The sequence below is a fragment of the Vibrio phycocola genome (genome assembly GCF_054404255.1).
In genome coordinates, this window is record NZ_JBTAMQ010000013.1 from 1 (window position 1) to 26,567 (window position 26,567).

Genomic DNA, 26,567 nt, shown 5'->3' on the forward strand with positions numbered 1-26,567 from the left:
TGTTTTACCGTGGTCAACGTGGCCGATAGTACCAACGTTTACGTGCGGTTTCGTACGTTCAAATTTTTCTTTAGACATAAGTAGTCCCTCAAGGTACGGATTTAAGTGGCTTTGAAGACCACGTAACCAAAGTTATAGTCAATATTAAATTTCTAAAAGGAAATAGAACAGAGATCTGGTGCTGATACCCAGAGTCGAACTGGGGACCTCATCCTTACCAAGGATGCGCTCTACCGCCTGAGCTATATCAGCACTCGAAAGATTGGAGCGGGCAGCGGGAATCGAACCCGCATCATCAGCTTGGAAGGCTGAGGTAATAGCCATTATACGATGCCCGCACTCGTAACTCTGAGAGCTATTTCCTTAAAAAATGGTGGAGGGGGACGGATTCGAACCATCGAAGGCGGAGCCGGCAGATTTACAGTCTGCTCCCTTTGGCCACTCGGGAACCCCTCCAAATTTAGTCACTTTCAAAAGAAAGTGGTGCCGACTACCGGAGTCGAACTGGTGACCTACTGATTACAAGTCAGTTGCTCTACCTACTGAGCTAAGTCGGCACAAGTGGAGCGCATTCTATTGAATGATTTCTTTGCTTGCAAGCCTTTAACTAAAAAAAATTCCTTTTTCCGTCTGTTTTTTTATTCCTATGAATTTTTTGGTTTAATTTTGCCCCTCAAAGCGCAATATATTGCACTAGTCGGTTTGATTTCTTCGCGCCTTAAGGTATTTTGCTACACACTAATATGAGTAGAAACACGAGTCCAACATGAGTCCATACCTATCTTTCAATCGTCAGCAATGGTCAGAGCTAAGAAATTCGGTACCCATGACCTTATCTGAAGCCGATTTACACGAGCTGCAAGGTATTAATGAAAAACTGACAATGCAAGAAGCGGTTGAGATCTACCTTCCGTTAGCTCGACTACTCAATTTATATGTTGCTGCTCGCCAAAATCGTACGACCGTCCTAAATCAGTTTTTAGGTAATAGTGAAACGGCTCCTCCTTATGTTATTGGAATTGCAGGAAGTGTCGCTGTTGGGAAAAGTACAACAGCTCGGCTATTAAGCGCTCTACTTGCTCGCTGGGAAAATCATGCAAAGGTTGAACTGATCACAACTGATGGGTTTCTTTATCCTAATAAAGTACTGATCGAAAAAGACATCATGAGTAAGAAGGGCTTCCCTGAATCTTATGATATCAACCGTTTGGTTCAATTTGTTTCGGATGTAAAAGCTGGCAAGCCAAAAGTAGAAGCACCAATATACTCCCACCTCACCTATGATATTACCGATGAAAAGAAGGTGGTTGATAAACCGGATATCCTAATTATTGAAGGATTGAACGTATTACAAAGTGGTATGGATTATCCACACGATCCTCATCGAGTATTTATTTCTGACTTTCTCGATTTTTCGATCTACGTTGATGCGGAAGATTCACTCATTAAGCAGTGGTATGTCGAACGATTTTTAAAATTTAGAAAAGGCGCTTTCCAACAGCCAGAGTCTTATTTTAATCACTACACAAAAATCGATGAACCTGAAGCTATTTCAATAGCTAAAAACATATGGAATACGATTAATGGAGTAAATCTGGTGCAAAATATTTTACCTACTCGAGAGCGAGCTCGATTAGTTCTGAAGAAAACCGCCAATCATACTGTCGATAACATTATTTTACGCAAGTAAGTCACTTTATAACGCGATCTACAAAGATTATTATCGAGAATGGGAGGGAATGCATTAATTCCCAGCTTTAGCTTCAGTTGTCGCCACGCAACGATATCTCTCCACCAATAAAACTTTCGACACCTTGTTCTGTTTCTAACAACACAGCACCTTGCTCGTTAATGCCGCGACAAATACCAAAGACCTCGTTTGGCCCCATCAACAGCTTAATCGGCCGCTCTAAAAAATTATCAAGCCTATTCCAACGCTCGACAAATTCCTTCATTCCATCGCGTTCGTAATCAGTTAATGCTCGTTGCCACGCTTGGATAAAACAACCAGCAAGCTGGTTCCTATCAACCGACTTACCATCCAATACTGCTGAAAGAGTGGTCCATGGCTGATCGATATCGCTCTCTTCTTGGCGCATCATCAAGTTCATCCCCATTCCAATGACTAAATGAGCCGCTCCACCAGCCTGTCCTGACATCTCCACTAAAATACCGGCTAGTTTTTTATCTTGATAATAGAGATCGTTAGGCCATTTTAGTTTTATGCCTTCAATTCCCAAGGTTTCAAGAGCCTCCACAACCGCTACACCAACGACTAAGCTCAATCCCATCGCCGCAGCCATACCCGCATCAAGACGCCAATACATCGACAGGTATAAGTTAGCGCCAAAAGGAGACAGCCACTGCCGTCCACGACGTCCTCTCCCTTTTGACTGGTATTCAGCAACACAGACTGTGCCACTGTCTAACTCTTCAGATTTATCCAATAGAAATCGATTCGTTGAATCTATGATAGGATGCAACATCACAGGAGAATCACTGTATTCCTGCAATTTCCTTTCCATTAATAAATCGATGGGTTGAGAGAGCTGATAGCCTTTTCCTTGAACACGAAAGACATCAACGCCCCACTCTTGAATGCCTTTAATGTGCTTACTCACGGCAGATCGAGAAATGCCCAACTCAGTTCCTAACGCCTCACCGGAATAAAATGAGCCATCCGATAACATTGCTAACAATGATAACTTTATGTGATGTTCTTTCATCAGGCCAAAACCTCACTCAACTGCGTCTCACCATCTCTGCCAATAAAACGAACTTCATGCTCTAACGTGATGTGATAACGATCGTTAACCTTATCGACGACTTGTTTTGCAAGACTCAAAACATCATCAATAGTTGCACCATCAATATTCGTTAATACCAAGGCTTGTTGCGGATGAACTTGAGCACCACCTATTTTCAGTCCTTTTAGCCCACATTGGTCGATTAGCCAACCTGCTGCGACTTTCATTGATTCCCCTGCTGGATACGCTACTAGATTAGGAAACTGCTGTAGTAAGCTCTGATGGTGTTCATGAGATATTAAAGGGTTCTTAAAGAAACTACCGGCATTACCAATCTCTTTAGGATCGGGTAATTTCTCCATACGAGTCTGGCAGATAATGTCGTACACATCTTGTAATGAACTCTTATTATCAAGAGATTGTAAAGGACCATAACCTAATTTAGGTGACCAAATATGGCTTAGCTTAAGACCAACGGCTGTAATCACCACTTTGGCGTATAACTCATTCTTAAATATTGAATCTCTATAGCCAAACTGACATTCTGCTTGAGTGAGTCGCTGAATGGTCATGGTCTCTAAATCCAGAAACTCTACGTAGTCGCAAATATCATTAAACTCGACGCCATATGCCCCAATATTCTGGATTGGTGCACTACCAGCACAGCCAGGAATCAACGCGAGGTTTTCAAGTCCACACCATTTATTCTCAACGGTCATTTTGACTAAACTAGGCCAGTCTTCTCCTCCCATAACATGAAGAGAAACCGTATTTCCTACTTCTTTAATCTCAATCCCAAGGAGATGATTAATCGCTACGACTCCCGCATAGAATTGAGTAAATAGCACATTGCTGCCCTTTCCCAGAATTAGTTTTGGTAAATGAGACCATTCAGGCTTTGAATACACCTCGATCAACTCTTCGATAGAGGTAATTTCTACAAGCACTTCACAATGTTGCGAAAGGGAAAAGGTATGATACTGTCTTAGGTCGGCGTTAAGTTGTATTTGCATGAGCGTCTTAAAATCTAATAAACTTTAGATATTCTACATCAGATAGTTGGGATTCCTAGTTACTAATGATCAAGTTAGAGTTTGAAACCCTAGACTCGGTAAAATTACCTCTAGTCCAACGCTTTTATAAGCGTCACTACCCAGCAACAAAACCTAAGAAAAACGAACATATTATAATCGCTCGTTCTCTTGGTGAAATTTGCGCTGTGGTGCGTTTTCGCCCAATAGAGCAATATAAGTTGTTAACCGGAATGGTTGTAGATGAGGCATTTCGTGGACAAGGTATTGGTCATCAACTTCTCGAGCATTGCCAACAACAGATCTTGTCTGAGAATGTATACTGTTTTGCATTCACTTGGTTAGAACCCTTTTACCAAGCTCATCACTTTCATTCACTAGACCCTGATCAACTGCCAAATAACCTTAACATTCTGTTTCAACGGTATAAAAGCAGTGGGAAATCGCTTATCCCAATGAGGTATGTTGCGGAATTCTCTCATATTTGACACCCTTTTATAGCCATATCAACGAGAAATTTGCTAGTATCGAGGGCTGCTCCTTTACTAAGATTCTAAGGTTGTACAAAAACAGATGATTGGTCGTAAAAACCCTCTTGAAACCTTGCCAGCGATTGCGTTAGATCCGCAGAATTTTCATGTTCTCCTTTCTGCCAAAGCGTATAAACGTCAGCTTATCGATTTAATTCGCCAAGCAAAATGTCGTATATATCTTGTCGCGTTATATCTCGAAGATGATGAGGCAGGTCGAGAAATCATGACCGAGTTATACGCGGCCAAACAGCGTAACCCTTTGTTAGATATATCTGTCTGCGTAGACTGGCATCGCGCACAACGAGGGCTCATTGGAGCAGAGAAATCGAATGGGAATGCAGAGATGTACCAGCGTTTTGCTGAACAACATGCTGAGAAAATACCCGTTTATGGTATTCCTGTTCGCAACCGAGAAATATTTGGGGTTCTTCACCTTAAAGGCTTTATCATTGATGATTCTGTTATATACAGTGGTGCAAGTCTAAATAATGTGTATCTCCATCATGCTGAACGCTATCGTTTCGATCGCTACCATACTATCGATAATAAAGTTCTCGCTGATTCAATGGTATCGTTGATTCAGCAAAGAATTATTTCCCATAAAGCCGTTTACAATTTGTGCGACCCAACTAGGCCGACGACCAAAGAACTGAAACCGACAATTAAGCGATTTCGAGGTCAATTACGTCGCTCTGAATACTCCTATGAGCCACAAAAAATTTCTGAAGGCCAAGTCGGCATTACACCTCTGGTAGGCGTTGGTAAGCGTCGTAACCGTCTCAATCAACGAATCTATCAATTGATTGGCCAGGCAAAAGAAGAGTTAATCATCTGTACGCCTTACTTCAACTTCCCAGCTCGGATCAGCAATCAGGTGAAACGAGCCCTACGCCGTGGTGTAAAAGTCAGTATTATTGTGGGTGATAAAACAGCGAATGATTTCTATATCCCACCTGATAAACCTTTTAAAACCATTAGTGGTCTTCCTTATTTATATGAGTTAAATCTTCGACGTTTTGCTAAGGCATATGAAGCTCGTATCGCCAGTCGCCAGCTTTCAATTCATCTTTGGAAACATGATAACAATAGTTTTCATTTAAAAGGCATTTGGGTTGATCAACACTATATGCTGCTTACTGGAAATAATTTGAACCCAAGAGCTTGGAAGTTAGACTTAGAAAATGGGCTCTTAATAAATGATAAGCAAGGTCATTTACTCGAAAAGTTCCAACAAGAATTCGACAATATTACTCAACATACTCAATTAATTGGTAGCTATAAGCAGATTGACCCATTTGATAGCTACCCACCTTTAGTATTAAAGCTTTTACGGCGAATAAGGCGAACAAAAACAGACAGTATTTTGAAACAAATTCTTTAATAAGTTGATTTTAAAGATAAAATAATAAAGGAGCCGATGGCTCCTTTATTATTTCTGTAAGCTCAATAATGTGAGACTTTAGATATAAGCAAAAGCATCTGCAAATATTCGTTCGCGCCGTGCTTGCTTCGTTGATGTAAATAAATCACGCGCAGCCCCAGCCATTTCAAATCGACCAGCCAAATAGATATCAAAGCCTTCTAATGAATTGAAATCTTGTACGACTGCTTGTAATACATTCCCAATTTTACCTTGCCACTTTGCATCTGGAGATTCAACAACAGGGATAAAATTAACATTGTCATACTGATTAGCTAAAACGATTAACTCTTCTTTAGCATACAACTGGCAAGAATCTTTCGCACCCCAATAAAGATAAATAGGTCGAACAATATTCTGAGCTAAGCAGTGATCAAGGATAGAACGGACATAACTAAATCCCGTACCACCAGCAATCAGCAATAATGGACTGCCATCATCTTGCTGCAACCATGCATCACCATGAGGAGCATCAATATCAATCGTACTGCCTTGTTCGAGAGCTTGACGCATCGCATCTACAACTTCAATTGCATAAGCGTTATGCTCTGCAGCTCCAATATGTAACTCTAATTCTCCATTAGAGCGACAAGGGCTACTTGCGATTGAAAATGGCCGCTTATCTTTCTCGCCCATTACGACCATTAAATACTGACCGGCCTTAAAATCAATAACGTGCTCGGGTTGCAATAAAATTCTGTACGTATTACATGCCAAAGATTCTATCGATTTTACTTTGGTTTTAATTGTCATATTCTTCCTTCTTACTCACTCATCCAAAGTGAGCACTAAATTACTTTCTGCAAAAGCTTGGCAAGTAAATATCCAGCCTTCTTTCTTTTCTTGTTCAGTCAATAATGGTTCAAGGTGATAACGAACACTTCCTGATACCATTTTACATAGACACATTCCACAAGCGCCTACCCTACATCGATGCGGAAATAGTATATTATTGTTGAGCGCAGCATCGAGTACGGTTTGGTTCGAGTCTACTTCAAATTCTATAGACTCTGGAAGGATCTGAACAGTATAGGTCATAAAATCCCTAATTCGTCCCAGATTTGGTCGATCTTAGCGACAACTTTAGGGTCTTTCTTTATTGGTGTTCCCCAATCTCGTTGAGTTTCACCCTCCCATTTGTTGGTCGCATCCATTCCCATTTTTGACCCTAAACCTACAACAGGGGAAGCAAAATCCAAAGAATCAATTGGAGTATTCTCAATCAATACCGTATCTCTTGCGGGGTCCATCCTGGTTGTCATTGCCCAAATCACATCATTCCAATCTCGAGCATTGACATCATCATCACACACAATAACGAACTTAGTGTACATAAACTGGCGTAAAAACGACCAAACCCCCATCATTACACGCTTAGCATGACCAGGGTATTGCTTTTTCATTGTGACAACAGCCACACGATAAGAGCAGCCTTCTGGTGGTAAATAAAAGTCCACAATTTCAGGAAATTGCTTTTGTAAAATAGGCACAAAAACTTCATTTAAGGCAACGCCTAGTACAGCAGGTTCATCTGGTGGCCGCCCAGTATATGTACTGTGGTAAATAGGATCTTTACGCATCGAAATATGGGTAATGGTAAAGACATGATGACTTTCTACCTCATTAAAGTAGCCGGTATGATCGCCGTAAGGCCCCTCATCGGCGAACTCTGTTGGATCAATATACCCTTCTAATACAATTTCAGCGCTTGCGGGAACTTCTAAGTCATTACTTAATGATTTAACAACTTCAGTTTTACTGCCACGTAAGAGACCAGCAAAAGCATATTCAGATAACGTATCGGGAACGGGAGTTACGGCACCGAGTATTGTCGCGGGATCAGCTCCAAATGCAACCGATACAGGAAAAGGTTCGCCAGGGTTCGTTTCCATCCAATCTCGCAGATCGAGCGCACCACCTCGGTGGGCGAGCCAACGCATAATGATTTTATTTTTCGATAACTTCTGCTGCCGATAGATACCGATATTCTGCCTAGACTTATTCGGTCCTTTTGTGATGGTTAGCCCCCACGTCAATAGTGGCGCGACATCACCAGGCCAACAACTCATCACCGGAATTTTATCTAAATCAACCTCATCCCCTTGCCAAACTACCTCTTGGCATGGGGCTTTACTCAAGCGTTTGGTTGGCATGTTGAGAACTTGTTTAAATACGGGAAGCTTATCAATCGCATCCTTGAAACCCTTTGGTGGTTCCGGCTCTTTCAAATATGCCAACAGTTTTCCAACTTCTCGGAGCTCACTAACCTCTTTTCGCCCCATACCTATCGCAACTCGCTCTGAAGTACCAAACAAGTTCGTAAGTACTGGCATTTCATAGCCAACAGGATTTTCAAACAACAAGGCAGGGCCACCTGCTCGTAAGGTTCTATCACTAATTTCCGTCATCTCGAAAACGGGATCAATAGGATGGGCTATTCGCTTGAGTTGACCAATGCTTTCAAGATGGTTTAAAAACGCTCGTAAATCCTTAAAACTCATAGGGCTTCTAATCGCTGGTAATGGTTAATAAAGTGTATCAAAAAACGACTGAGTACTACGTTATTTTTCTTTTCGATTGTGATTCTAACGGTCAAGTTCTGCTTTCACTTGTTTATATTTAATCTTAGAGCCAACATCGACCAATTCCTGCAACCAAGCTCTATACCCATTAGCGATCAATTGACCCGCAACAAAGTTCGCATCACCCTCTTGGTTTAGTTGTATTAGGAAATAACGACGAACGAAATCTTGCATGGGGAAAGCTTTTGCTAACGCCGATTGGGCCTGTTGCTTAAGTCTCGGATTTCTACTGGCGAGAATAAGTTGCTCGAGTGCAAATACGGTATTCTGTTCACCTAACCGTGCGACTTCTTGCTCAGAGTATAAATCGGCTCGCATCAACCAAAACAATTTATACAAAGATGAGGCGTTACTGGCTTGGGCCAATCCTGCCATTATTTGATTAGAGGGTAACCAGCTGACAACATCAGGTGTGGTGATTTGACTGACTAGGTAATCAATATCTAATGGCTCTAACTGGTCCATGCTTCGAAGTAATAGGTCTTGATGCTTCTCAACAACCTCCAACTCACCAGTTAGCCACAACTCAAGATCCAATTGACGTAGTTGAACACTGGAAACAAATGCTTTGCTATTGCTCTCAAATTGCCACTCTTTTACCAAGCGATGAGCCAAAGAAGGATAGTCAAATGCTGGAGAGAGAAATTCAAATCCATCTCCTTTTTCAATTACATGATATTTTGGCGCAAGTAAACGAAGTGTTGCCACAAGGTTTTCCACATCAATAGAAAGCTGAATTGAGGCATCTTGAAAACGCTGTAATAATAAGAAGCGAATCACTTCTTGTTGAGGATTAGCAAGGCTTTGAATGGAAAAATCGAGAGCTTCAATTTGATTTTGTGTAACGAGCTCCATTAGCTCATCAACTTTTTCACTTAACTCCGGGCGAGCTAACCAACTATCTCGCTCGACAATACTCATTTCTTCTGCATGTGCCAACGACAAGACTGGCAAACGTAAGCAACAAACGAGTATTAACCACAACCATCCATGTCGCATGTTAATCTCCATATAACACCTGATGCTATTGTGTGGCGTGTTGGCACTAGATGCAAATAAAAACGCCACCAAAAATGGTGGCGTTGATTATCAATGTTTCATTTTATTGACGTCGCATCGCATCAAAGAATTCATTATTGGTTTTTGTCATTGCCAATTTATCGATAAGGAACTCCATCGCATCTGTTTCTCCCATAGGGTGAACAATCTTGCGCAGAATCCACATTTTCTGTAGCTCATCACCTTTAGTAAGGAGCTCTTCTCGGCGAGTACCTGAACGATTGAAATCGATAGCAGGGAAAACACGCTTCTCAGCAATCTTACGATTGAGATGAAGCTCCATGTTACCTGTACCTTTAAATTCTTCGTAGATAACTTCGTCCATCTTGGATCCCGTATCAACCAATGCTGTCGCAATGATAGTAAGACTTCCACCTTCTTCAACATTACGAGCTGCACCGAAGAAACGCTTTGGACGATGCAATGCGTTCGCATCAACACCACCGGTTAACACTTTACCAGATGAAGGCACAACGGTGTTATAAGCGCGAGCAAGACGCGTAATTGAATCCAATAAGATCACTACATCTTTTTTGTGCTCAACCAATCGTTTAGCTTTCTCGATGACCATTTCCGCAACCTGAACATGGCGAGATGCTGGTTCATCAAATGTAGAAGCAATCACTTCACCATTAACAAGACGTTGCATTTCGGTCACTTCTTCTGGACGCTCATCAATAAGAAGAACCATAAGAAGACACTCAGGGTGATTGTGAGCAATACTTTGAGCGATGTTTTGTAGCAACATCGTCTTACCTGCTTTTGGTGGAGCAACGATCAAACCACGCTGGCCCTTACCAATTGGCGAAGCTAAATCTAAAACGCGCGCCGTAATATCTTCTGTAGACCCATTCCCACGTTCCATCACCATACGTTCGTTCGCATGAAGAGGCGTTAGGTTTTCAAACAATATCTTATTACGAGCATTGTCTGGGCGGTCATAGTTAACGCTATTCACTTTTAAAAGTGCGAAATAGCGCTCTCCTTCTTTAGGTGGTCGAATTTTACCGCCAATGGAATCACCAGTACGGAGGTTAAAACGACGAATTTGGCTAGGTGAGACATAAATATCATCTGGACCAGCCAAATAGGAACTGTCGGAGCTTCTTAGGAAGCCGAAGCCATCTTGAAGTATTTCTAAAACACCATCGCCAAAGATATCTTCTCCGCTTTTCGCATGAGCCTTAAGGATTGCGAAAATAATATCTTGCTTACGTAAGCGTGCTAGATTATCAAGCCCTAGAGTTTCACTGAGCTGGACAAGCTCAGACACAGGTTTGTTCTTTAATTCTGTTAAATTCATGGTGGTGAGTACTTGTTTAGTCAAAATAGGATCTATTTGCTAGTTAAGGAGATTTGGTCTGATAGGATTGACCAAGAAGTGAAATCTGTTTATTTTACGTGCAATAAATTATCACTAAAAATAAGACTAGTCTAGGTTTTGTTCAATTACAAAATAATAAAACCGCATATTTCTAATATACGGTCTCATTTCTTACAAATTTGCGTCTAAAAACTCTTTTAGTTGCGTTTTTGATAACGCTCCAACCTTAGTTGCCGCAACCGCACCATCTTTGAAAAGAAGTAGCGTTGGAATACCACGAATACCAAATTTAGGTGGGGTTTCCGCATTCTGATCAATATTCAATTTACCGACAGTCAGTTTGCCTTCGTACTCTTCTGCAATTTCATCAAGAATAGGGGCTATCATCTTACAAGGACCGCACCATTCTGCCCAAAAATCGACAAGAACAGGACCTGTAGCTTTGAGCACGTCAGCGTCAAAGCCATCATCAGTTAGCGGCAAAATCTTTTCACTCATCTTCGACTCCAATGTGTTTTCAGACACCAATTTCAAAACAATTGGTATTTACGCCCTCTATTGGAATGTATTTACTTCCTTAATGCAAGTGTAAGCTGATATTCTATGCAAATGAAAAAGACACATATCACAGAGCAAAAGTTCGCCGATTTTGGATTAAACACTAAAATCATTGAAGGATTGAATACTAAAGGGTACGAATTCTGTACTCCAATTCAAGCTTTGGCGTTGCCGGTAGTGCTCTCCGGCCAAGACATAGCAGGCCAGGCCCAAACAGGGACTGGTAAAACTCTCGCGTTTCTTACTGCAACTTTTAATCATTTGCTCTCAACACCTGAAGTTGAAGGTCGCGCAGCAAATCAACCCCGAGCCATTATCATGGCCCCGACTCGTGAACTCGCGATCCAAATCTACAACGATGCGGAACCGTTGATTAAGAGTACGGGAATTAGTGCTGCTCTAGCCTATGGTGGCGAAAGTTACGATAAACAAGTGGCTCGCTTAGAAAATGGTATGGATATTTTGATTGGCACGACCGGTCGAATCATCGATTTCTACAAGCAAGGTGTCTTCAATCTAAACAACATTCAAGCAGTCGTTCTAGATGAAGCAGACCGCATGTTCGATTTAGGCTTTATTAAAGACATTCGCTTTTTATTCCGTCGCATGCCAGCACCGCAAGATCGCCTTAACATGCTTTTCTCTGCAACATTGTCCTATCGAGTACAAGAACTCGCATTTGAACATATGCATAACCCTGAGCATGTTGTTGTAGAAGCGGAACAAAAAACCGGACACCGTATTAAGGAAGAGCTATTTTATCCTTCAAACGAACATAAAATGGCACTACTGCAAACCATTATTGAAGAAGAGTGGCCAGATCGCGCTATCATCTTCGCGAATACCAAACACCGTTGTGAAAAAATCTGGGGTAGTCTTGCCGCTGATGGCCATCGAGTCGGCCTTCTTACTGGAGATGTGCCACAGAAGAAACGTGAACGCATTCTAGACGAATTTACTAAAGGCTTAGTTGATATTCTTGTTGCGACAGATGTGGCAGCACGTGGTCTTCACATTCCACAAGTGACTCACGTCTTCAATTACGATTTACCTGATGATTGTGAAGATTATGTTCACCGTATTGGCCGAACCGGACGTGCTGGTGAAAGTGGAAATTCAATCACATTTGCCTGTGAAGAGTACGCGATCAATTTAACCGGTATCGAAGAGTATATTGAGCATCAAATTCCTGTTTCAGACTATGATCCAACAGCTTTACTTACGGATCTGCCTGCACCGATCAGGTTGTTCTCGAATAAAGGCCCTCGCCGCACCAATACAGGGGGTAATCGTTCGAACAACAATCGCTCTGGAGGTAATAGAAATCGTCGTCCTAACCAAACACGTTAAAATTAAGTATCAGTAATATAGGAATCGTCGTCGTTTATGAGTGATAACGCCTCTACACCGTTTTACGCCGCCATCGATTTAGGATCGAACAGTTTTCATATGCTCGTTGTTCGACATGTCGAAGGAAGCGTACAAACAATGGCTAAAATTAAACGTAAAGTACGACTAGCTGCTGGCTTAGATGCTAAGAATCATCTAAGCCAAGAAGCAATGCAACGTGGATGGGATTGTTTAAGCCTATTTGCGGAACGCCTCCAAGACATTCCAGAGTCACATATTCGGATTGTGGGTACTGCCACACTTCGAGTCGCAAGTAATATTGACGAATTTCTAGAGAAAGCCAATCAAATATTAGGGCATTCGATAGAAGTGATATCAGGCGAAGAAGAAGCAGCAACAATCTATAAAGGTGTCGCTCACACTTCTGGAGGTTTAGGCCAACGCTTGGTTGTCGATATTGGTGGCGCAAGTACAGAACTTGTTATTGGCGAAGGATTTGATGCTAAAGCACTTACCAGTTTAAAAATGGGCTGTGTAACTTGGCTCAATCGCTACTTTCAAGACCATAAACTAAGCCAAAGTAACTTCACTAACGCAATCGATGCGGCCAAAACAGCCCTTGAACCTATTTTGAATCAATATCGTTCTCTTGGGTGGGATATTAGTGTCGGAGCAAGTGGCACCGTACAAGCTTTGCAAGAAATCATGGTGGCGCAAGGAATGGATGAAGTAATCACTCATTCCAAATTACAGCGATTACAAAGTCAGGCAATGTATTTCGATCAACTTGAAGAGTTGGAGATTGAAGGTCTGACATCAGAGCGTGCGTTAGTCTTTCCGAGCGGTTTATCTATTCTAATTGCTATCTTTCAAGTGTTAGACATCGAATCAATGACCCTCGCGGGTGGTGCTCTTCGTGAGGGGTTAGTCTATGAGATGATTGATGATTTAAGGCAAGATGATATCCGCCGACGCACAATAGAAAGCGTACAAACTCGCTATCAAATAGACCGCTTATACGGCAACCAAGTTGCTCAGCTTATATCGACAATGCTGGAGCAATGTGGGGATAACTGGATTAGAGAGTCACAAGCTAAGTTCTTAATTAACACTGTCGCTCAGTTACATGAAATTGGCTTAAGTATCGATTTCAAAACAGCTGGCGAGCACAGTGCTTACTTACTGAAAAACCTCGATTTACCCGGATTTACACAAGCACAGCAATTTCTCATATCCGAGTTATCCAGACGCTATCGAGATACATTAACGCCAATTCCAGATCAACATGCACTTTCAAACAACAGTGCCAAAAGGCTCCTACAACTTTTGCGTCTAGCAATCATATTGAGCCATCGACGCCAAACTCAGGTTGAAGCAGAGTTTACTTTAATCGCAAATGACGACGAACTGACTCTAGTGATTAGCAAAACTTGGTTAATCCAGAATCCTCTCACAAAATCAGAGCTTGAATTGGAAGCCAATCGGCAATCTGATTTGGGGTGGCCACTCATCATACAGATACAGTAAGTTATACGTTTTTTATCAGTTATTTTGTCGCTACTCTATTTAACAAAGCTCGTAACTTAATCGGCTTAACAGGTTTAGCAAGAAAAGAAAAACCGTTTGATTCAATGGCATCTAACATATCATCGGTTCTGTCGGCACTAATAATCACGCCAGAGAAACGACTGCCTAAGCGCAAACGGCATTGCTGCAACACTTCGAGCCCTGTTCGATCATGATCGAGTCGATAGTCAGACAACACCAATGTTGGCTTCCAGTTTTGATCTAAGATTCTGATTGTTTCGACAAGATTCGTTGCACATTTAATCTCGCATCCCCAGCGTGCTAATAGCTCTTCCATTCCACGTAAAATATCCACTTCATTATCAACACAAAGCACTCTAATCTGGCTCAAGTCTGAATTGCTCGGTTTCGTTGCTTCTGCTACTGCTACCAAATCGACTTGTTGGGCTCGCTCTAAGGTAAGAGAAAACACACTGCCGCTATGAAGCCAAGAGCGCATTGCTATTTGGTGCCGTAGAATATGAGCAATCCCCTTCGATATCGCCAACCCTAGCCCCAAGCCTTGATCGGTGGAAATTTGACTACCTTGATTAAATTCTTCAAAAATGTCCTGTTGCTTATCAGGATCAATTCCCATCCCAGTATCCCAAACTTCAATTCTTACCTCATTATTGACTCGCCGGACACCAAGGAGAATCTTGCCTCCATGAGTGTAACGCAACGAGTTGGTTAAGAAGTTCTGAATAATTCGGCGTAATAATTTAGGGTCAGATTTCACTAATAATGACGAACGTACCATTTGAAATGACAAACCTTTTTGTTTAGCCAAAGCACTAAACTCGGCATTCAAGTTTTCTAAGACATCGTTCACCGCAAACGCTCGGATATTTGCCTCAAGCTTACCTGATTCTAAGCGAGAGATATCAAGCAAATCCCCAATCAACTCTTCCCCTGCTCCCAAAGAGCGTTCAATATTCCCAGATAATCGCTTCACTTCGGTATCATCAGCGATTTCAGCCAGTGATGATGAAAACAGTCGTGCAGCATTAAGCGGTTGCATTAGATCATGACTCACAGCAGCAAGAAAACGAGATTTCGACGCCGACTCTCGTTCCGCTCTTTGTGTCTCCGATACAAGTCGACGATTGAGCTTTTCAAGCTGTTGGGTTCGTTTTTGAACACGCTCTTCAAGGGATTCGTTGGCTTCTTTAAGTGCTCGTTCTGCATCACGGAATACGGTGATATCAGTAAAACACATCACAAATCCCCCACCGGGCATTGGGTTTCCTTGCACTTCAATCACTCGTCCATCTGGGCGAATTCGGGACGAAGTATGGCGACTACCCTGTTCGAGATAGTAGATACGTCGCCGAACATGTTCTTCAGGATCGCCCGGCCCGCACAAGCCACCTTGTGCATTATGACGAATGATATCTGCTATGGGCCGACCTACTTGAATTAACCCAGGAGGAAACTCAAACAACTCGAGATAACGCTGGTTCCATGCAACTAAACGTAACTGCTTATCAGTAACCGCAATTCCCTGACCAATATGTTCAATCGCTCCTTGTAATAAACTGCGGCTAAAATCATATAACTCAGACGCTTCATCAACGATAGTAGCAACTTCTTCAAGGTGCATATTTTTCCCTTGAAGAGCGGATGCCAAAACCAATTTTGCTGAAGAAGCGCCAAAAACCCCGGCTAATACACGCTCAGTATGTCGAATTAAGCTTGCTGGGGCTTGTTGATTCGGCATCAACTGAGGTGCTTGCTGAGACCAATACTGACGAAACGCATTTTTCATTCTTGTCCGGCCAACAAAACGCGCCGCCAACATTTCCAATTCTGCAACCGTCACTCGGCTTTGGTAGAGAGAAATATTTTCATTGTCAGGAAAAGGAGTACCAACAAATGCGGCAGCTTGTAGACGCTCCGCTAAACTGGAACGGGTGATACGCGATACAACTAAGTAACAAGCAGTGTTCAGACTGACACTCAGGAGCATTCCCCAATCAGATAGACTTAATCCCCAGTTCTCAATAATATCGGGCGGTGTTAGCACCCATATTAATAAGTTGGTATCCGCCGTTCCTGCTAACATCTGCGCTTGTGTCATTAAGGTAATCAACCAAATAACAAAACCGACCGCCAAACCGACATACACACCTTTTCGGTTTCCTTTTCGCCAGTACATGCCACCAATCAATGCTGGTGAAAACTGCGCAATCGCGGTAAACGACAGAAAGCCGATATCCGATAAAGATTGAATTGAACCCAGTACTTGATAAACACCCCAAGCACCTGCAAGCAGAATGACAATTAAAGCTCGGCGGATAATAAGTAAAGTTTCAGAAAAATGCCGATGACTGCGCTTAAACAGTTTTAAACGCCGCAACAGTAAAGGTACGACTAAGTCATTTGAAACCATAATGGTCAACGCGATAGTTGACACGATAACCATTCCTGTTGCTGCCGACGTACCACCGACAAAAGCAATCAAGGCAACAAGATCGGCACCCACCAAACTCGGAACACTCAATACATAGGTTTCCGCCATATCAGGAGGTAATAAAGCTTGCCCCGCCCACGCAATTGGAAGCACAAATATGCCCATTAAGACGAGATAGAGTGGAAAAATCCAACGTGCCGAATGGAGATCTTGTGCTTTCTCGTTTTCTACAACTAAAGTGTGGAACTGCCGAGGTAAACAGATAATCGCCAGCATTGTAAGAATCAGGTGAATAGTAAGAGTGGCCCACTTTGGCTCTTGATAGGTTGATTTCGCCACTTCAATTAGGTCAATATCTTCCCGACTAAGACTAAGATAAACAATAAACAAACCTACCACTAAAAACGCAACTAATTTGACAATAGATTCAAAGGCCACCGCCATCATCATACCGCGATGATGCTCGGTGTTATCAATGTGCCGGGTACCAAAAAGCATGGTGAAAATGGCAAGAACCACAACGACAACCCAAGAAACATGGTCATTTTGATAACTGAATGCTTCACCAAAATCAGGGGCCATCATATTGATCCCCATTGTCACACCCCGTAATTGAAGTGCGATATACGGCAAAATTCCTAAGACAGCAATTACCGTTGTAACCATGGCTAAGCCTTGAGATTTGCCATAACGCGCAGCGATAAAGTCAGCAATAGAGGTAATATGTTCGCGCTTAGCAATCAGCATTAGCCGAGCTAATAGTCGCCAGCCAAAGACAAAAACGATGATGGGAGCAATATAAATAGGAAGGAAAGACCATGGATTTTTCGCTGCTTGACCTACCGTCCCGTAGAAAGTCCAAGAAGTACAATACACCGCGATCGAAAAACTGTAGATCCATGGACGCCATCGCGCCATCCAATGGGTACGCTTATCACCATACCAAGCGATAAAAAATAACACGCCCAAATAGAAAAGAAGGACGGGAATCACTATCCAAGATTGCATATACCCTTTCCAATTAAAGCTGTGAATAGCAACTCGATTCTTCAATAAACCAAGTTGCCAACAATATTCACAATTATTTAACTAAGAATGAAAATATATAGCAATTTGAACAAGCAAATCTGTGGTTCATGCGATGCTTTGACTAGAATAATCAACTTGTTGCAACTTTAGCTTCATCATTGTCTATTTTGGGTAAACGAATAAAAAGCCCTACAGCACCAAGCGCTGCCATTCCCCAAAATATTTGTCCTCCAAAGTGCGTGTAACCCCAGCCGCTGATGCTTGTCAGTACCGCGACGAAGCCACCTAATGATATTGCATTATAGAGAGACTGAATCGCCACCATCTTGTGGCTTGGCGCCAGTTGAATATATCGTATTGCCGCTAAATGAGCCAAACCAAAGGTAATACTGTGCAGTGCTTGAATCGAAATCATAACCACAAAATTGGTGCTTGCTGCCGTTAACCCCCAGCGAACCACCACCGCCAAACAAGCAATCGTAAACATTGTTTGCAGTGTCCAGCCTTTGAGTAACCGGCGACTTAAAGCAAATACAATGACTTCTGCAATCACTCCAATACTCCACAGGTATCCAATCGTTTCTTCACTGTAACCAGAGGCTTTCCAATAGATTGAGCTAAAACTGTAGTACGCTGCATGACTACCCTGGATCAAAGAGGTCAATAAGATAAACAACAAAATTGGTCGCTCTCGCAAAACTTGATGCAATTTAACGCGAATGGGACGGACATCGAGGCCGCTACTTGGCATCGGGTTTGCCCTACGCAGACTCGCCAACAACAAAACAACGGTACCACCAAGCGCAATCGTGAGAATCATGTCGCTGCCTAAATGAGCAACCGACCACCCAACTAACGTAGAAGACAAAATAAAAGAGACCGACCCCCATAAGCGCGCTTTACCATAATCTAACAAATCGAGTTTGGCGTAATAGTTAGCGACAGCATCAGAAATCGGCGCGATTGGTCCACAACACAAATTAAAAAGAATGGTTCCCGCCGCAATCAAATAAAAGTTATCTCCTCCGACCCATAACGCAAGGAGTGTGGCGACAGCAATCGATGTTATCCACCTCAACGCAGGAATCAGTTGCTCTGCACGACTAAATCGAGGAGTGATCGTCAAATTGGCCAGAAAACGAATGGTAAACCCAAGCCCAAGAATAACTCCGATTTGACTAGAGGAAACTCCTTTGCTTTCCAGCCAAAGTGTCCAAAAAGGCAAATAAGCTCCAAATACAAAGAAAAAGCCAAAAAAATACTGAGATATCCAGCGAAATGGAGAGGTTTGAAACATGATGAAAGCCAACAAGACAGAAAAGACCTCGCTATTATGCCTCGACTGACATAACAACTAAAGCAAAGTCATGGAATTATTATATCTCTGTTTATATTGATATAACTCGCATTATCAACGTCATACATTAAGCCAAATTTTGCTCAAACTCCTCTTTTATTAGACCAAAGTCGTCTGGAGTAAAATATAGAAATTGCCACACTGAAGAGAGTGCAACTTTATCTGGACAATCCGCTATGCCTGATAAATTCAATATGGATTTACCACCGTTCGATCGATTAACAGTCGTCGAGCAAAAGCTCCTACGTTCATCACTCGATGTTGCCTATTACCGCAGTACCGATACTCTATTAAACTGTGGTGAAAACAATCAAATACTGCATATCTTAATTAAAGGTGTGGTGGAGGAACGCAGCGCAGACAACAATGAAATCTTTGCTCACTACGGCAATGAGGACATGTTCGATGTACGTTCCATTTTTAGCGGGCAGGTAAAGCATAAGTATGTCGCCTTAGAAGATACCCTAAGCTATCTACTGCCTAAAGAAACGTTTCTTGAACTCTACAATAAAAACGGAGAATTTGCGGCCTACTTTGATAATAACCTCGCGAAGCGACAAGCACTTATTGAAGCGGCGAAGCAACAACAAAATTTAGCGGAGTTTATCTTAACAAAAGTCGACAATCATATTTTTCATCCGCCGCTGATCATTTCGCCAAATCAGCCTATAAACCTTGTCACCAAAGAACTCAAAGAGAAAAAAATCGATGCCGCTTTGGTGCATCTAGACGAAACAGATCCTCGTTTGCAACAGCACCCTGCTGAACATCCGTATGCTATCGTGACTCGTACCAATTTACTTCATTCCGTTATGCTTGAAGGATATAATCTCGATACCCCCGTCGGTGACGTAGCAACGTTTCCAGTTATGCATGTGAATCATGGTGATTTTCTGTTTAATGCCATGGTGATGATGACCCGACGCCGAGTGAAGCGCTTAATGGTATGTGATGGCAATGAGGCTATTGGCATGCTCGATATGACACAGATTCTCAGTGCATTTTCTACTCATTCTCATGTTCTCAGCTTAAGTATTGCACGAGCAGCCTCGGTAGAAGAACTCGTCATCGCATCGAACCGGCAACGTCAGTTGGTCAACAGTTTAATAACCAATGGCATTCGTACACGCTTTATTATGCAGCTTATTTCCGCTGTAAATGAACAGATTATTGAGAAGGCTTTCTGTCTCGTCATTCCACCTTCTTTGCACGATCAATGTTGCTTAGTTGTATTGGGTTCAGAGGGGCGTGGAGAGCAAATTCTAAAAACCGATCAGGACAATGCTCTCATCCTTCAAGATGGCTTCCAATGGCAGGAAAACCATAGTGAATTAGACGAACTCATTCATACCCTACTCAAACTGGGCTATCCACTCTGTACTGGAAAAGTCATGGTCAATAACCCTCAATGGGTTCGCTCACAAACCGAATGGAAACAGACGCTAAACCGCTGGGCGAATAAAGCCGATGCAGAACGGACGATGAAACTGTCTATTTTCAGTGATGCTCACGCAGTCGCGGGCAATAAGCAACTCCTCAGTCCCGTCAAAGAATATTTGAGTGACATGATGGCTGGAAAAGAATTACTAATTGCAGAATTCACCAAACCAGCTCTTAATTTTTCACTCCCATTAACGCTTTTTGGCAACGTGAAGTCCTCTAAATCTGGTATCGATATAAAACAAGGAGGGATTTTTCCGATTGTTCATGGCGTGCGAGCGCTTAGCCTTGATTACAAAATCTCAGCAACCAACACATTTGAGCGTCTAGAAGCACTAGTTGATGAAAAAGTACTTGAGAAAGAAACCAGTGATAACTTAAGCGAAGCTCTTAAACACTTCTTCAAATTACGGTTGGCCCAACAATTACAACAAAACGATACGGGGAATAATTTAAACCTATCCAAGCTAGATAGAACAGAACGGGACCTATTGCGACATAGCCTACACATCGTTAAGAAATTTAAGCAGTGGCTCGCTTACCATTATCAAATTCGCCAATAAGAGCACACAACAATGAACTGGTTACTTCGCCGCTATTGGCATCACAAACTGAAAGGTTCACCTTATCAATTCTTATTCACTAAGCCGAGTAAGGAAGAGTTTGTCTCACTCGATTGCGAAACGACAAGCCTCGATCCCAAACGAGCCGAATTAGTGTCGATTGCCGCAACGAAAATCATTGGAAATCGAATTATTACCAGTGATCCGTTTGAAGTTCGCCTAAGAGCACCACAGTCTCTAGACTCTCAATCCGTCAGAATTCATAAAATTCGACACAGCGACTTAGCCAATGGTCTAACAGAAAAAGAAGCACTCATAAAACTCATTGATTTTATTGGTAATAGAACGTTAGTTGGATACCACATTCGTTACGATAAAACGATTCTCGATATTGCTTGTCGAAAACAGCTTGGATTTCCCCTACCCAACCGCCTCGTCGAAGTCAGTCAGATCTATCACGATCAGTTAGAGAAGCAGTTGCCAAATGCCTACTTCGACCTTAGCTTAGACGCCATATGCCATCATCTCGACTTACCACAACAGGATAAGCATGATGCACTTCAAGATGCCATTGCTGCCGCACTTATCTATATTCGCCTTACTAATGGTGATCTTCCTCCGTTTATCTCAAAATAACCCATATTTTTTTAATACTGCAGTTCATGGCTTTAACTTCTAAAACAGTCAATTACATCCCATTATTTTGTGTGAATGGAATCACTTATCCGAAAGTCTAATTGAGGAAATGAGGGATTTGGACAAAAGTGATAGCTATTCAATATCCTGATTCGCTCAACACAATAATTAATCTTCAGGAAATTGCCGCTTTCAAAAGGAGAACAGCCATGAGTGACGTTAATATTTATCCGGTAAAAGATAACATTAAAGAGACAACACATGCGGATAACGACACTTACTTATCCATGTACCAGCAGTCGATTACAGATCCTGAAGGTTTTTGGGCAGAGCAAGGTAAAATTGTCAATTGGATTAAACCGTTTACCAAAGTTAAAAGTACCTCATTTGATACGGGGCATGTGGATATTCGTTGGTTTGAAGACGGCACATTGAATGTGTCTGAAAACTGTATTGACCGTCATCTAAAAGAGCGTGGCGATGAAGTTGCTATTATCTGGGAAGGTGACGATCCAAACGACGATAAAACCCTCACTTTTAACCAACTCTATCAAGAAGTTTGTCGTTTCTCTAATGTGCTTAAAGAGCAAGGTGTTCACAAAGGTGATGTCGTCTGTTTGTACATGCCTATGGTTCCAGAAGCAGCTGTTGCAATGTTAGCCTGTACTCGAATTGGTGCAGTACATACGGTGGTATTTGGTGGGTTCTCTCCTGAAGCCTTAGCTGGTCGTATTATTGATTCCAATGCCAAGCTAGTCGTTACCGCAGATGAAGGTGTCCGTGGCGGTCGTCCAGTTCCATTGAAAAAAAATGTCGATGAAGCATTAACTAATCCTGAAACAAGCTCGATTAAAAAAGTGGTGGTTTATCAACGTACAGGTGGTCAAGTTGAGTGGCATTCACACCGCGACGTATGGTGGCACGAAGCTGCAGCGAATGTATCAGACCACTGCCCACCAGAAGAAATGAAAGCAGAAGATCCATTGTTCATTCTTTATACTTCGGGATCAACGGGTAAACCTAAAGGTGTTCTCCACACAACCGGCGGCTATCTCGTCTATGCCGCAATGACCTTTAAATATGTCTTTGATTACCAGCATTCTGATACCTTTTGGTGTACTGCTGACGTTGGTTGGATCACTGGCCACACCTATTTAGTCTACGGTCCACTAGCGAATGGTGCTAAAACCATCTTATTCGAAGGTGTTCCTAATTATCCTTCCACTAGTCGTATGTCTGAAGTGGTCGATAAACATAATGTATCGATCTTATATACCGCCCCAACCGCTATTCGTGCATTGATGGCAAAAGGCGATGAAGCCGTCAAAGGTACGAAACGTACAAGTTTGCGTATTATGGGTTCGGTCGGTGAACCTATCAACCCAGAAGCGTGGGAATGGTATTACCGCACAATTGGTAACGAGAAATCCCCAATCGTTGATACATGGTGGCAGACAGAAACTGGTGGTATCTTGATCACACCACTTCCAGGTGCGACGGATCTTAAACCGGGTTCAGCAAGCCGCCCATTCTTTGGTGTTCAACCGGCTCTTGTCGATAACATGGGGAATATTGTTGAAGGTGCGACCGAAGGCAACTTAGTTATTCTCGATTCATGGCCAGGTCAGATGCGTACCATCTACGGCGATCACGAGCGTTTTGAGCAAACCTACTTCTCTACTTTCCAAGGTATGTACTTTACCAGTGATGGTGCTCGCCGTGACGAAGATGGGTATTACTGGATCACCGGTCGTGTAGATGACGTGCTTAATGTCTCTGGTCACCGAATGGGCACAGCCGAAATTGAATCGGCATTAGTATCATTCGACAAAATTGCCGAAGCCGCTGTCGTTGGTGTTCCACACGACATCAAAGGCCAAGCTATTTATGCTTACATTACGCTCAATGATGGTGTTTATCCAAATGCAGAGTTGCATAAAGAAGTGAAAGATTGGGTAAGAAAAGAAATTGGCCCTATCGCAACACCGGATGTTCTGCACTGGACGGATGCGTTACCTAAAACACGCTCAGGTAAAATTATGCGTCGTATCTTACGTAAAATTGCCACGGGCGATACCAGTAACCTTGGGGACACCTCAACATTGGCAGACCCAAGCGTAGTAGAAAAACTGATTGCAGAAAAAGAAGCGCTCTAATTCGTTTTACCCATGGTTCAACATGTCCTTAGTTCCACATGGTCTTTAGCCACCCTCGCGGTGGCTTTTTTTGTGACATTATGTCAAAAAAGATTGATAGACAGGAACATCGCTGCCACTAATCAGTCATATATTCTAAGATAGATCATAACTAAGCGGCGTTAATCATTTGCTAAGCCTTGTCTGGCTTCATATTGAGTCAAAACACGTAGGCTTACGGTCGCGTAAAATTAGAGTAAAACAACCACTAAACTAGGTGATAAGACCAGTAAATTGCTGCTAAATGTTGCTAATTAGCTATAATCTCCATTAATTCTTTGTTTTGTACATAAAATTTACAAATTTTCCTGTGTGAAACGTTTAAAAATATGGGATTATCTAGAATTCCCTCACGATGATAGAAGATATCGGCAAAATGACTGCAAAATTTCGAATTCTTGTACTTAATGGCCCTAATCTCAACTTGCTCGGCTTACGCGAGCCCGCACATTATGGTTCCAATACCTTAGCTGATATTGTTACCACATTAACAGAGCAAGCAGCTTCGGCTAATGTTGAGTTAGATCATCTTCAATCCAATCGTGAATATGAACTTCTTGAAGCCATCCATAATGCTTACGATAAAGTGGATTTTATCATCATTAACCCAGCGGCTTTTACACACACTAGTGTGGCGCTTCGTGATGCATTGCTCGGGGTCGCGATTCCATTTATTGAAGTTCATCTTTCAAATGTTCATGCCCGTGAAGCCTTCCGTCATCACTCCTACTTGTCTGATAAGGCACAAGGTGTGATTTGTGGGTTAGGCGCACAAGGCTACCAATTCGCACTGTCTGCAGCGATTAATCACTTGCAGAATCAGTAATCAATCACTCTGCAGCTCTTAAATGAGAGTTGTCTTATTCACAAGATAAAAGAGAAAATACAATGGATATTCGTAAAATTAAAAAGCTAATCGAATTAGTTGAAGAATCAGGCATCGCTGAGCTAGAAATTTCCGAAGGCGAAGAGTCAGTAAAAATCAGCCGGTATGGAAATGCTCCTGTCTACTCTCAAGCTCCAGCAATGGCAGCACCATCAGTAGCAGCTCCTGCGGTTAGCGCTCCATCAGCGGCTCCAGTAGCCACAGAAGAAGCAGCTCCAGCGGTTGAGGCCGGACATCAAGTTCTTTCTCCGATGGTCGGAACTTTCTACAGTGCACCAAGCCCTGAATCGAAAGCATTTGTTACTGTTGGCCAAAGCGTCAATGTTGGCGACGCACTATGTATCGTTGAAGCAATGAAAATGATGAACCAAATTGAAGCCGATAAATCAGGTGTTATTAAAGCCATCCTTGTTGAAGATGGCCAACCAGTTGAATTCGACCAACCACTTGTTGTAATCGAATAATCGAGGCGCTCAAAATGCTAGATAAGATAGTTATTGCCAACCGAGGTGAAATTGCCCTTAGGGTACTTCGCGCGTGTAAAGAACTCGGAATTAAAACCGTTGCAGTACACTCAACTGCCGATCGTGATTTAAAACACGTTCTTTTAGCTGATGAAGCCATGTGTATCGGTCCAGCATCAAGTATGGAAAGTTACCTAAATATCCCACGGATTATTTCTGCGGCTGAAATCACCGGTGCGGTCGCGATTCACCCTGGATATGGCTTCCTTTCAGAAAATGCCGATTTTGCTGAAATGGTAGAGAAGTCTGGGTTTATTTTTGTTGGACCGAAAGCAGAAACAATTCGCTTAATGGGCGACAAAGTTTCCGCGATCAACTCAATGAAGAAAGCTGGCGTTCCATGCGTTCCAGGTTCAGATGGTCCACTAGAAACCAATGACGCAAAAAATAAAGCTATTGCTAAACGTATTGGCTATCCAGTTATCATCAAAGCTTCTGGCGGCGGTGGTGGTCGTGGTATGCGAGTGGTACGTGGTGAAGCTGAGCTCATTCAATCTATTCAGATGACAAAAACAGAAGCAAAAGCTGCGTTTAACAACGACATTGTTTACATGGAAAAATACCTTGAAAACCCTCGTCACGTTGAAGTTCAAGTTATTGCTGATGGTCAGGGTGGTGCAATCCATCTAGGTGAGCGTGATTGCTCAATGCAACGTCGTCACCAAAAGGTAGTCGAAGAGGCTCCAGCTCCGGGAATTACTGCTGAAATGCGCAGATTTATCGGTGAGCGTTGTACTCGTGCGTGTATCGAAATTGGTTACCGTGGTGCTGGTACATTTGAATTCCTCTATGAAAATGGCGAATTCTATTTCATCGAAATGAATACTCGTATTCAAGTTGAGCACCCAGTCACTGAAATGGTCACTGGTGTCGATCTGATCAAAGAGCAACTTCGCATTGCCGCTGGTCAACCGTTATCATTTACTCAAGATGACATTAAAATCAGTGGGCATGCAATCGAATGTCGAATCAACGCAGAAGACCCGGTTAGCTTCCTACCTTCTCCAGGTAAAGTTGAACGCTTCCATACTCCTGGTGGCTTAGGGGTTCGTTGGGATTCTCATATCTACACCGATTACACTGTACCACCTTATTATGACTCAATGGTTGGTAAGCTAATCTGTTACGGTGAAAACCGCGATGTGGCGATAGCTCGAATGAAAAATGCACTCAACGAACTTATTATTGAAGGCATTAAAACCAATATTCCACTTCAACAAGTCATCATGGCTGATGAAAACTTCCAACATGGTGGAGCGAATATCCACTATCTAGAGAAGAAACTCGGTCTCCAATAAGTAGAAAGTTGTTAATAAAAGCTCACTTCGGTGAGCTTTTTTGTTTGTTTTTCATC

At 42.4% G+C, this 26,567-nt stretch carries 20 protein-coding genes, 4 tRNA genes and 1 pseudogene; 11 read left to right on the forward strand and 14 right to left on the reverse strand.

Annotated elements, in window-relative coordinates:
- Positions 1-176: 176 nt before the first annotated feature.
- The 4 genes from ACXJY6_RS15825 to ACXJY6_RS15840 form a co-directional block, all read right to left on the reverse strand.
- Positions 177-252 (reverse strand) — tRNA-Thr (locus ACXJY6_RS15825).
- A gap of 11 nt (positions 253-263) precedes the next feature.
- Positions 264-338 (reverse strand) — tRNA-Gly (locus ACXJY6_RS15830).
- A gap of 33 nt (positions 339-371) precedes the next feature.
- Positions 372-456: transfer RNA gene (locus tag ACXJY6_RS15835), tRNA-Tyr, on the reverse strand.
- A gap of 25 nt (positions 457-481) precedes the next feature.
- Positions 482-557: transfer RNA gene (locus ACXJY6_RS15840), tRNA-Thr, on the reverse strand.
- Between the two features lie 209 nt (positions 558-766).
- Between ACXJY6_RS15840 and coaA the strand changes: the two genes are divergently transcribed.
- Positions 767-1,690 (forward strand): type I pantothenate kinase, encoded by a 924-nt coding sequence (coaA, locus tag ACXJY6_RS15845; protein ID WP_456052350.1) that lies wholly within the window; start codon positions 767-769, stop codon positions 1,688-1,690.
- Positions 1,691-1,763: 73 nt separating this feature from the next.
- Here coaA and birA read toward each other — a convergent pair whose 3' ends face one another.
- On the reverse strand, positions 1,764-2,726 hold the full coding sequence (gene birA / locus ACXJY6_RS15850; RefSeq protein ID WP_458768921.1) for a bifunctional biotin--[acetyl-CoA-carboxylase] ligase/biotin operon repressor BirA: 963 nt from the start codon (positions 2,724-2,726) through the stop codon (positions 1,764-1,766).
- Positions 2,726-3,760, reverse strand: coding sequence for a UDP-N-acetylmuramate dehydrogenase (gene murB / locus ACXJY6_RS15855; RefSeq protein WP_458768922.1), 1,035 nt, complete (start codon positions 3,758-3,760; stop codon positions 2,726-2,728). The genes birA and murB overlap by 1 nt, the downstream gene beginning before the upstream one ends.
- 65 nt (positions 3,761-3,825) lie before the next feature.
- On the opposite strand from murB, the gene ACXJY6_RS15860 reads away from it, so the two are divergent.
- Positions 3,826-4,266, forward strand: a complete 441-nt coding sequence (locus tag ACXJY6_RS15860; RefSeq protein WP_456052347.1) for a GNAT family N-acetyltransferase — start codon at positions 3,826-3,828, stop codon at positions 4,264-4,266.
- Positions 4,267-4,351: 85 nt separating this feature from the next.
- Positions 4,352-5,692, forward strand: coding sequence for a CDP-diacylglycerol--serine O-phosphatidyltransferase (gene pssA / locus ACXJY6_RS15865; RefSeq protein WP_458768923.1), 1,341 nt, complete (start codon positions 4,352-4,354; stop codon positions 5,690-5,692).
- Between the two features lie 78 nt (positions 5,693-5,770).
- On the opposite strand, the gene fre is transcribed toward pssA, so the two are convergent.
- From fre to trxA, 6 genes and pseudogenes are all read right to left on the reverse strand, one after another.
- The gene (fre, locus tag ACXJY6_RS15870; protein ID WP_458768924.1) at positions 5,771-6,484 is read right to left on the reverse strand and encodes an NAD(P)H-flavin reductase; all 714 of its coding nucleotides are present in this window, start codon (positions 6,482-6,484) and stop codon (positions 5,771-5,773) included.
- Positions 6,485-6,499: 15 nt separating this feature from the next.
- Entirely contained in the window at positions 6,500-6,769 is a 270-nt protein-coding gene (locus tag ACXJY6_RS15875; RefSeq protein ID WP_456052344.1) for a 2Fe-2S iron-sulfur cluster-binding protein, read from the reverse strand.
- Positions 6,770-6,780: 11 nt separating this feature from the next.
- Positions 6,781-8,232 (reverse strand): annotated as a pseudogene (gene ubiD, locus ACXJY6_RS15880) (4-hydroxy-3-polyprenylbenzoate decarboxylase); the annotation flags it as partial.
- An 84-nt stretch (positions 8,233-8,316) separates the two neighbouring features.
- Positions 8,317-9,312 (reverse strand): hypothetical protein, encoded by a 996-nt coding sequence (locus ACXJY6_RS15885; RefSeq protein WP_458768925.1) that lies wholly within the window; start codon positions 9,310-9,312, stop codon positions 8,317-8,319.
- A 103-nt stretch (positions 9,313-9,415) separates the two neighbouring features.
- Positions 9,416-10,675 carry a transcription termination factor Rho gene (gene rho, locus ACXJY6_RS15890; RefSeq protein WP_456052359.1) on the reverse strand — a complete coding sequence of 420 codons (1,260 nt, stop codon included), beginning with the start codon at positions 10,673-10,675 and terminating at the stop codon, positions 9,416-9,418.
- A gap of 192 nt (positions 10,676-10,867) precedes the next feature.
- On the reverse strand, positions 10,868-11,194 hold the full coding sequence (trxA, locus tag ACXJY6_RS15895; protein WP_456052336.1) for a thioredoxin TrxA: 327 nt from the start codon (positions 11,192-11,194) through the stop codon (positions 10,868-10,870).
- Between the two features lie 111 nt (positions 11,195-11,305).
- Between trxA and rhlB the strand changes: the two genes are divergently transcribed.
- Together rhlB and gppA are read left to right on the forward strand one after the other, a co-directional pair.
- Positions 11,306-12,604 (forward strand): ATP-dependent RNA helicase RhlB, encoded by a 1,299-nt coding sequence (rhlB, locus tag ACXJY6_RS15900; protein ID WP_456052358.1) that lies wholly within the window; start codon positions 11,306-11,308, stop codon positions 12,602-12,604.
- 36 nt (positions 12,605-12,640) lie between these two features.
- On the forward strand, positions 12,641-14,131 hold the full coding sequence (gene gppA, locus ACXJY6_RS15905; protein ID WP_458768926.1) for a guanosine-5'-triphosphate,3'-diphosphate diphosphatase: 1,491 nt from the start codon (positions 12,641-12,643) through the stop codon (positions 14,129-14,131).
- Positions 14,132-14,150: 19 nt separating this feature from the next.
- On the opposite strand, the gene ACXJY6_RS15910 is transcribed toward gppA, so the two are convergent.
- Together ACXJY6_RS15910 and ACXJY6_RS15915 are read right to left on the reverse strand one after the other, a co-directional pair.
- Positions 14,151-17,591, reverse strand: a complete 3,441-nt coding sequence (locus tag ACXJY6_RS15910) for a PAS domain-containing hybrid sensor histidine kinase/response regulator (protein ID WP_458768927.1) — start codon at positions 17,589-17,591, stop codon at positions 14,151-14,153.
- 151 nt (positions 17,592-17,742) lie between these two features.
- The gene (locus ACXJY6_RS15915) at positions 17,743-18,909 is read right to left on the reverse strand and encodes a 3-phenylpropionate MFS transporter (RefSeq protein WP_456052333.1); all 1,167 of its coding nucleotides are present in this window, start codon (positions 18,907-18,909) and stop codon (positions 17,743-17,745) included.
- Positions 18,910-19,145: 236 nt separating this feature from the next.
- Between ACXJY6_RS15915 and ACXJY6_RS15920 the strand changes: the two genes are divergently transcribed.
- The 6 genes from ACXJY6_RS15920 to accC all read left to right on the forward strand — a co-directional run bounded on the left by ACXJY6_RS15920 (position 19,146) and on the right by accC (position 26,511).
- Complete coding sequence (locus ACXJY6_RS15920) at positions 19,146-20,972, forward strand: putative nucleotidyltransferase substrate binding domain-containing protein (protein ID WP_458768928.1); 1,827 nt, start codon at positions 19,146-19,148, stop codon at positions 20,970-20,972.
- Positions 20,973-20,984: 12 nt separating this feature from the next.
- Complete coding sequence (locus tag ACXJY6_RS15925; RefSeq protein WP_458768929.1) at positions 20,985-21,608, forward strand: 3'-5' exonuclease; 624 nt, start codon at positions 20,985-20,987, stop codon at positions 21,606-21,608.
- Between the two features lie 209 nt (positions 21,609-21,817).
- Entirely contained in the window at positions 21,818-23,764 is a 1,947-nt protein-coding gene (acs, locus tag ACXJY6_RS15930; RefSeq protein WP_458768930.1) for an acetate--CoA ligase, read from the forward strand.
- A 415-nt stretch (positions 23,765-24,179) separates the two neighbouring features.
- Positions 24,180-24,629 (forward strand): type II 3-dehydroquinate dehydratase, encoded by a 450-nt coding sequence (gene aroQ / locus ACXJY6_RS15935; RefSeq protein ID WP_456052329.1) that lies wholly within the window; start codon positions 24,180-24,182, stop codon positions 24,627-24,629.
- Positions 24,630-24,691: 62 nt separating this feature from the next.
- Positions 24,692-25,153, forward strand: a complete 462-nt coding sequence (gene accB, locus ACXJY6_RS15940; protein ID WP_458768931.1) for an acetyl-CoA carboxylase biotin carboxyl carrier protein — start codon at positions 24,692-24,694, stop codon at positions 25,151-25,153.
- Positions 25,154-25,167: 14 nt separating this feature from the next.
- Positions 25,168-26,511: an acetyl-CoA carboxylase biotin carboxylase subunit gene (gene accC / locus ACXJY6_RS15945; protein ID WP_456052327.1), complete on the forward strand. Its 1,344-nt coding sequence runs from the start codon at positions 25,168-25,170 to the stop codon at positions 26,509-26,511.
- Positions 26,512-26,567: the final 56 nt, after the last annotated feature.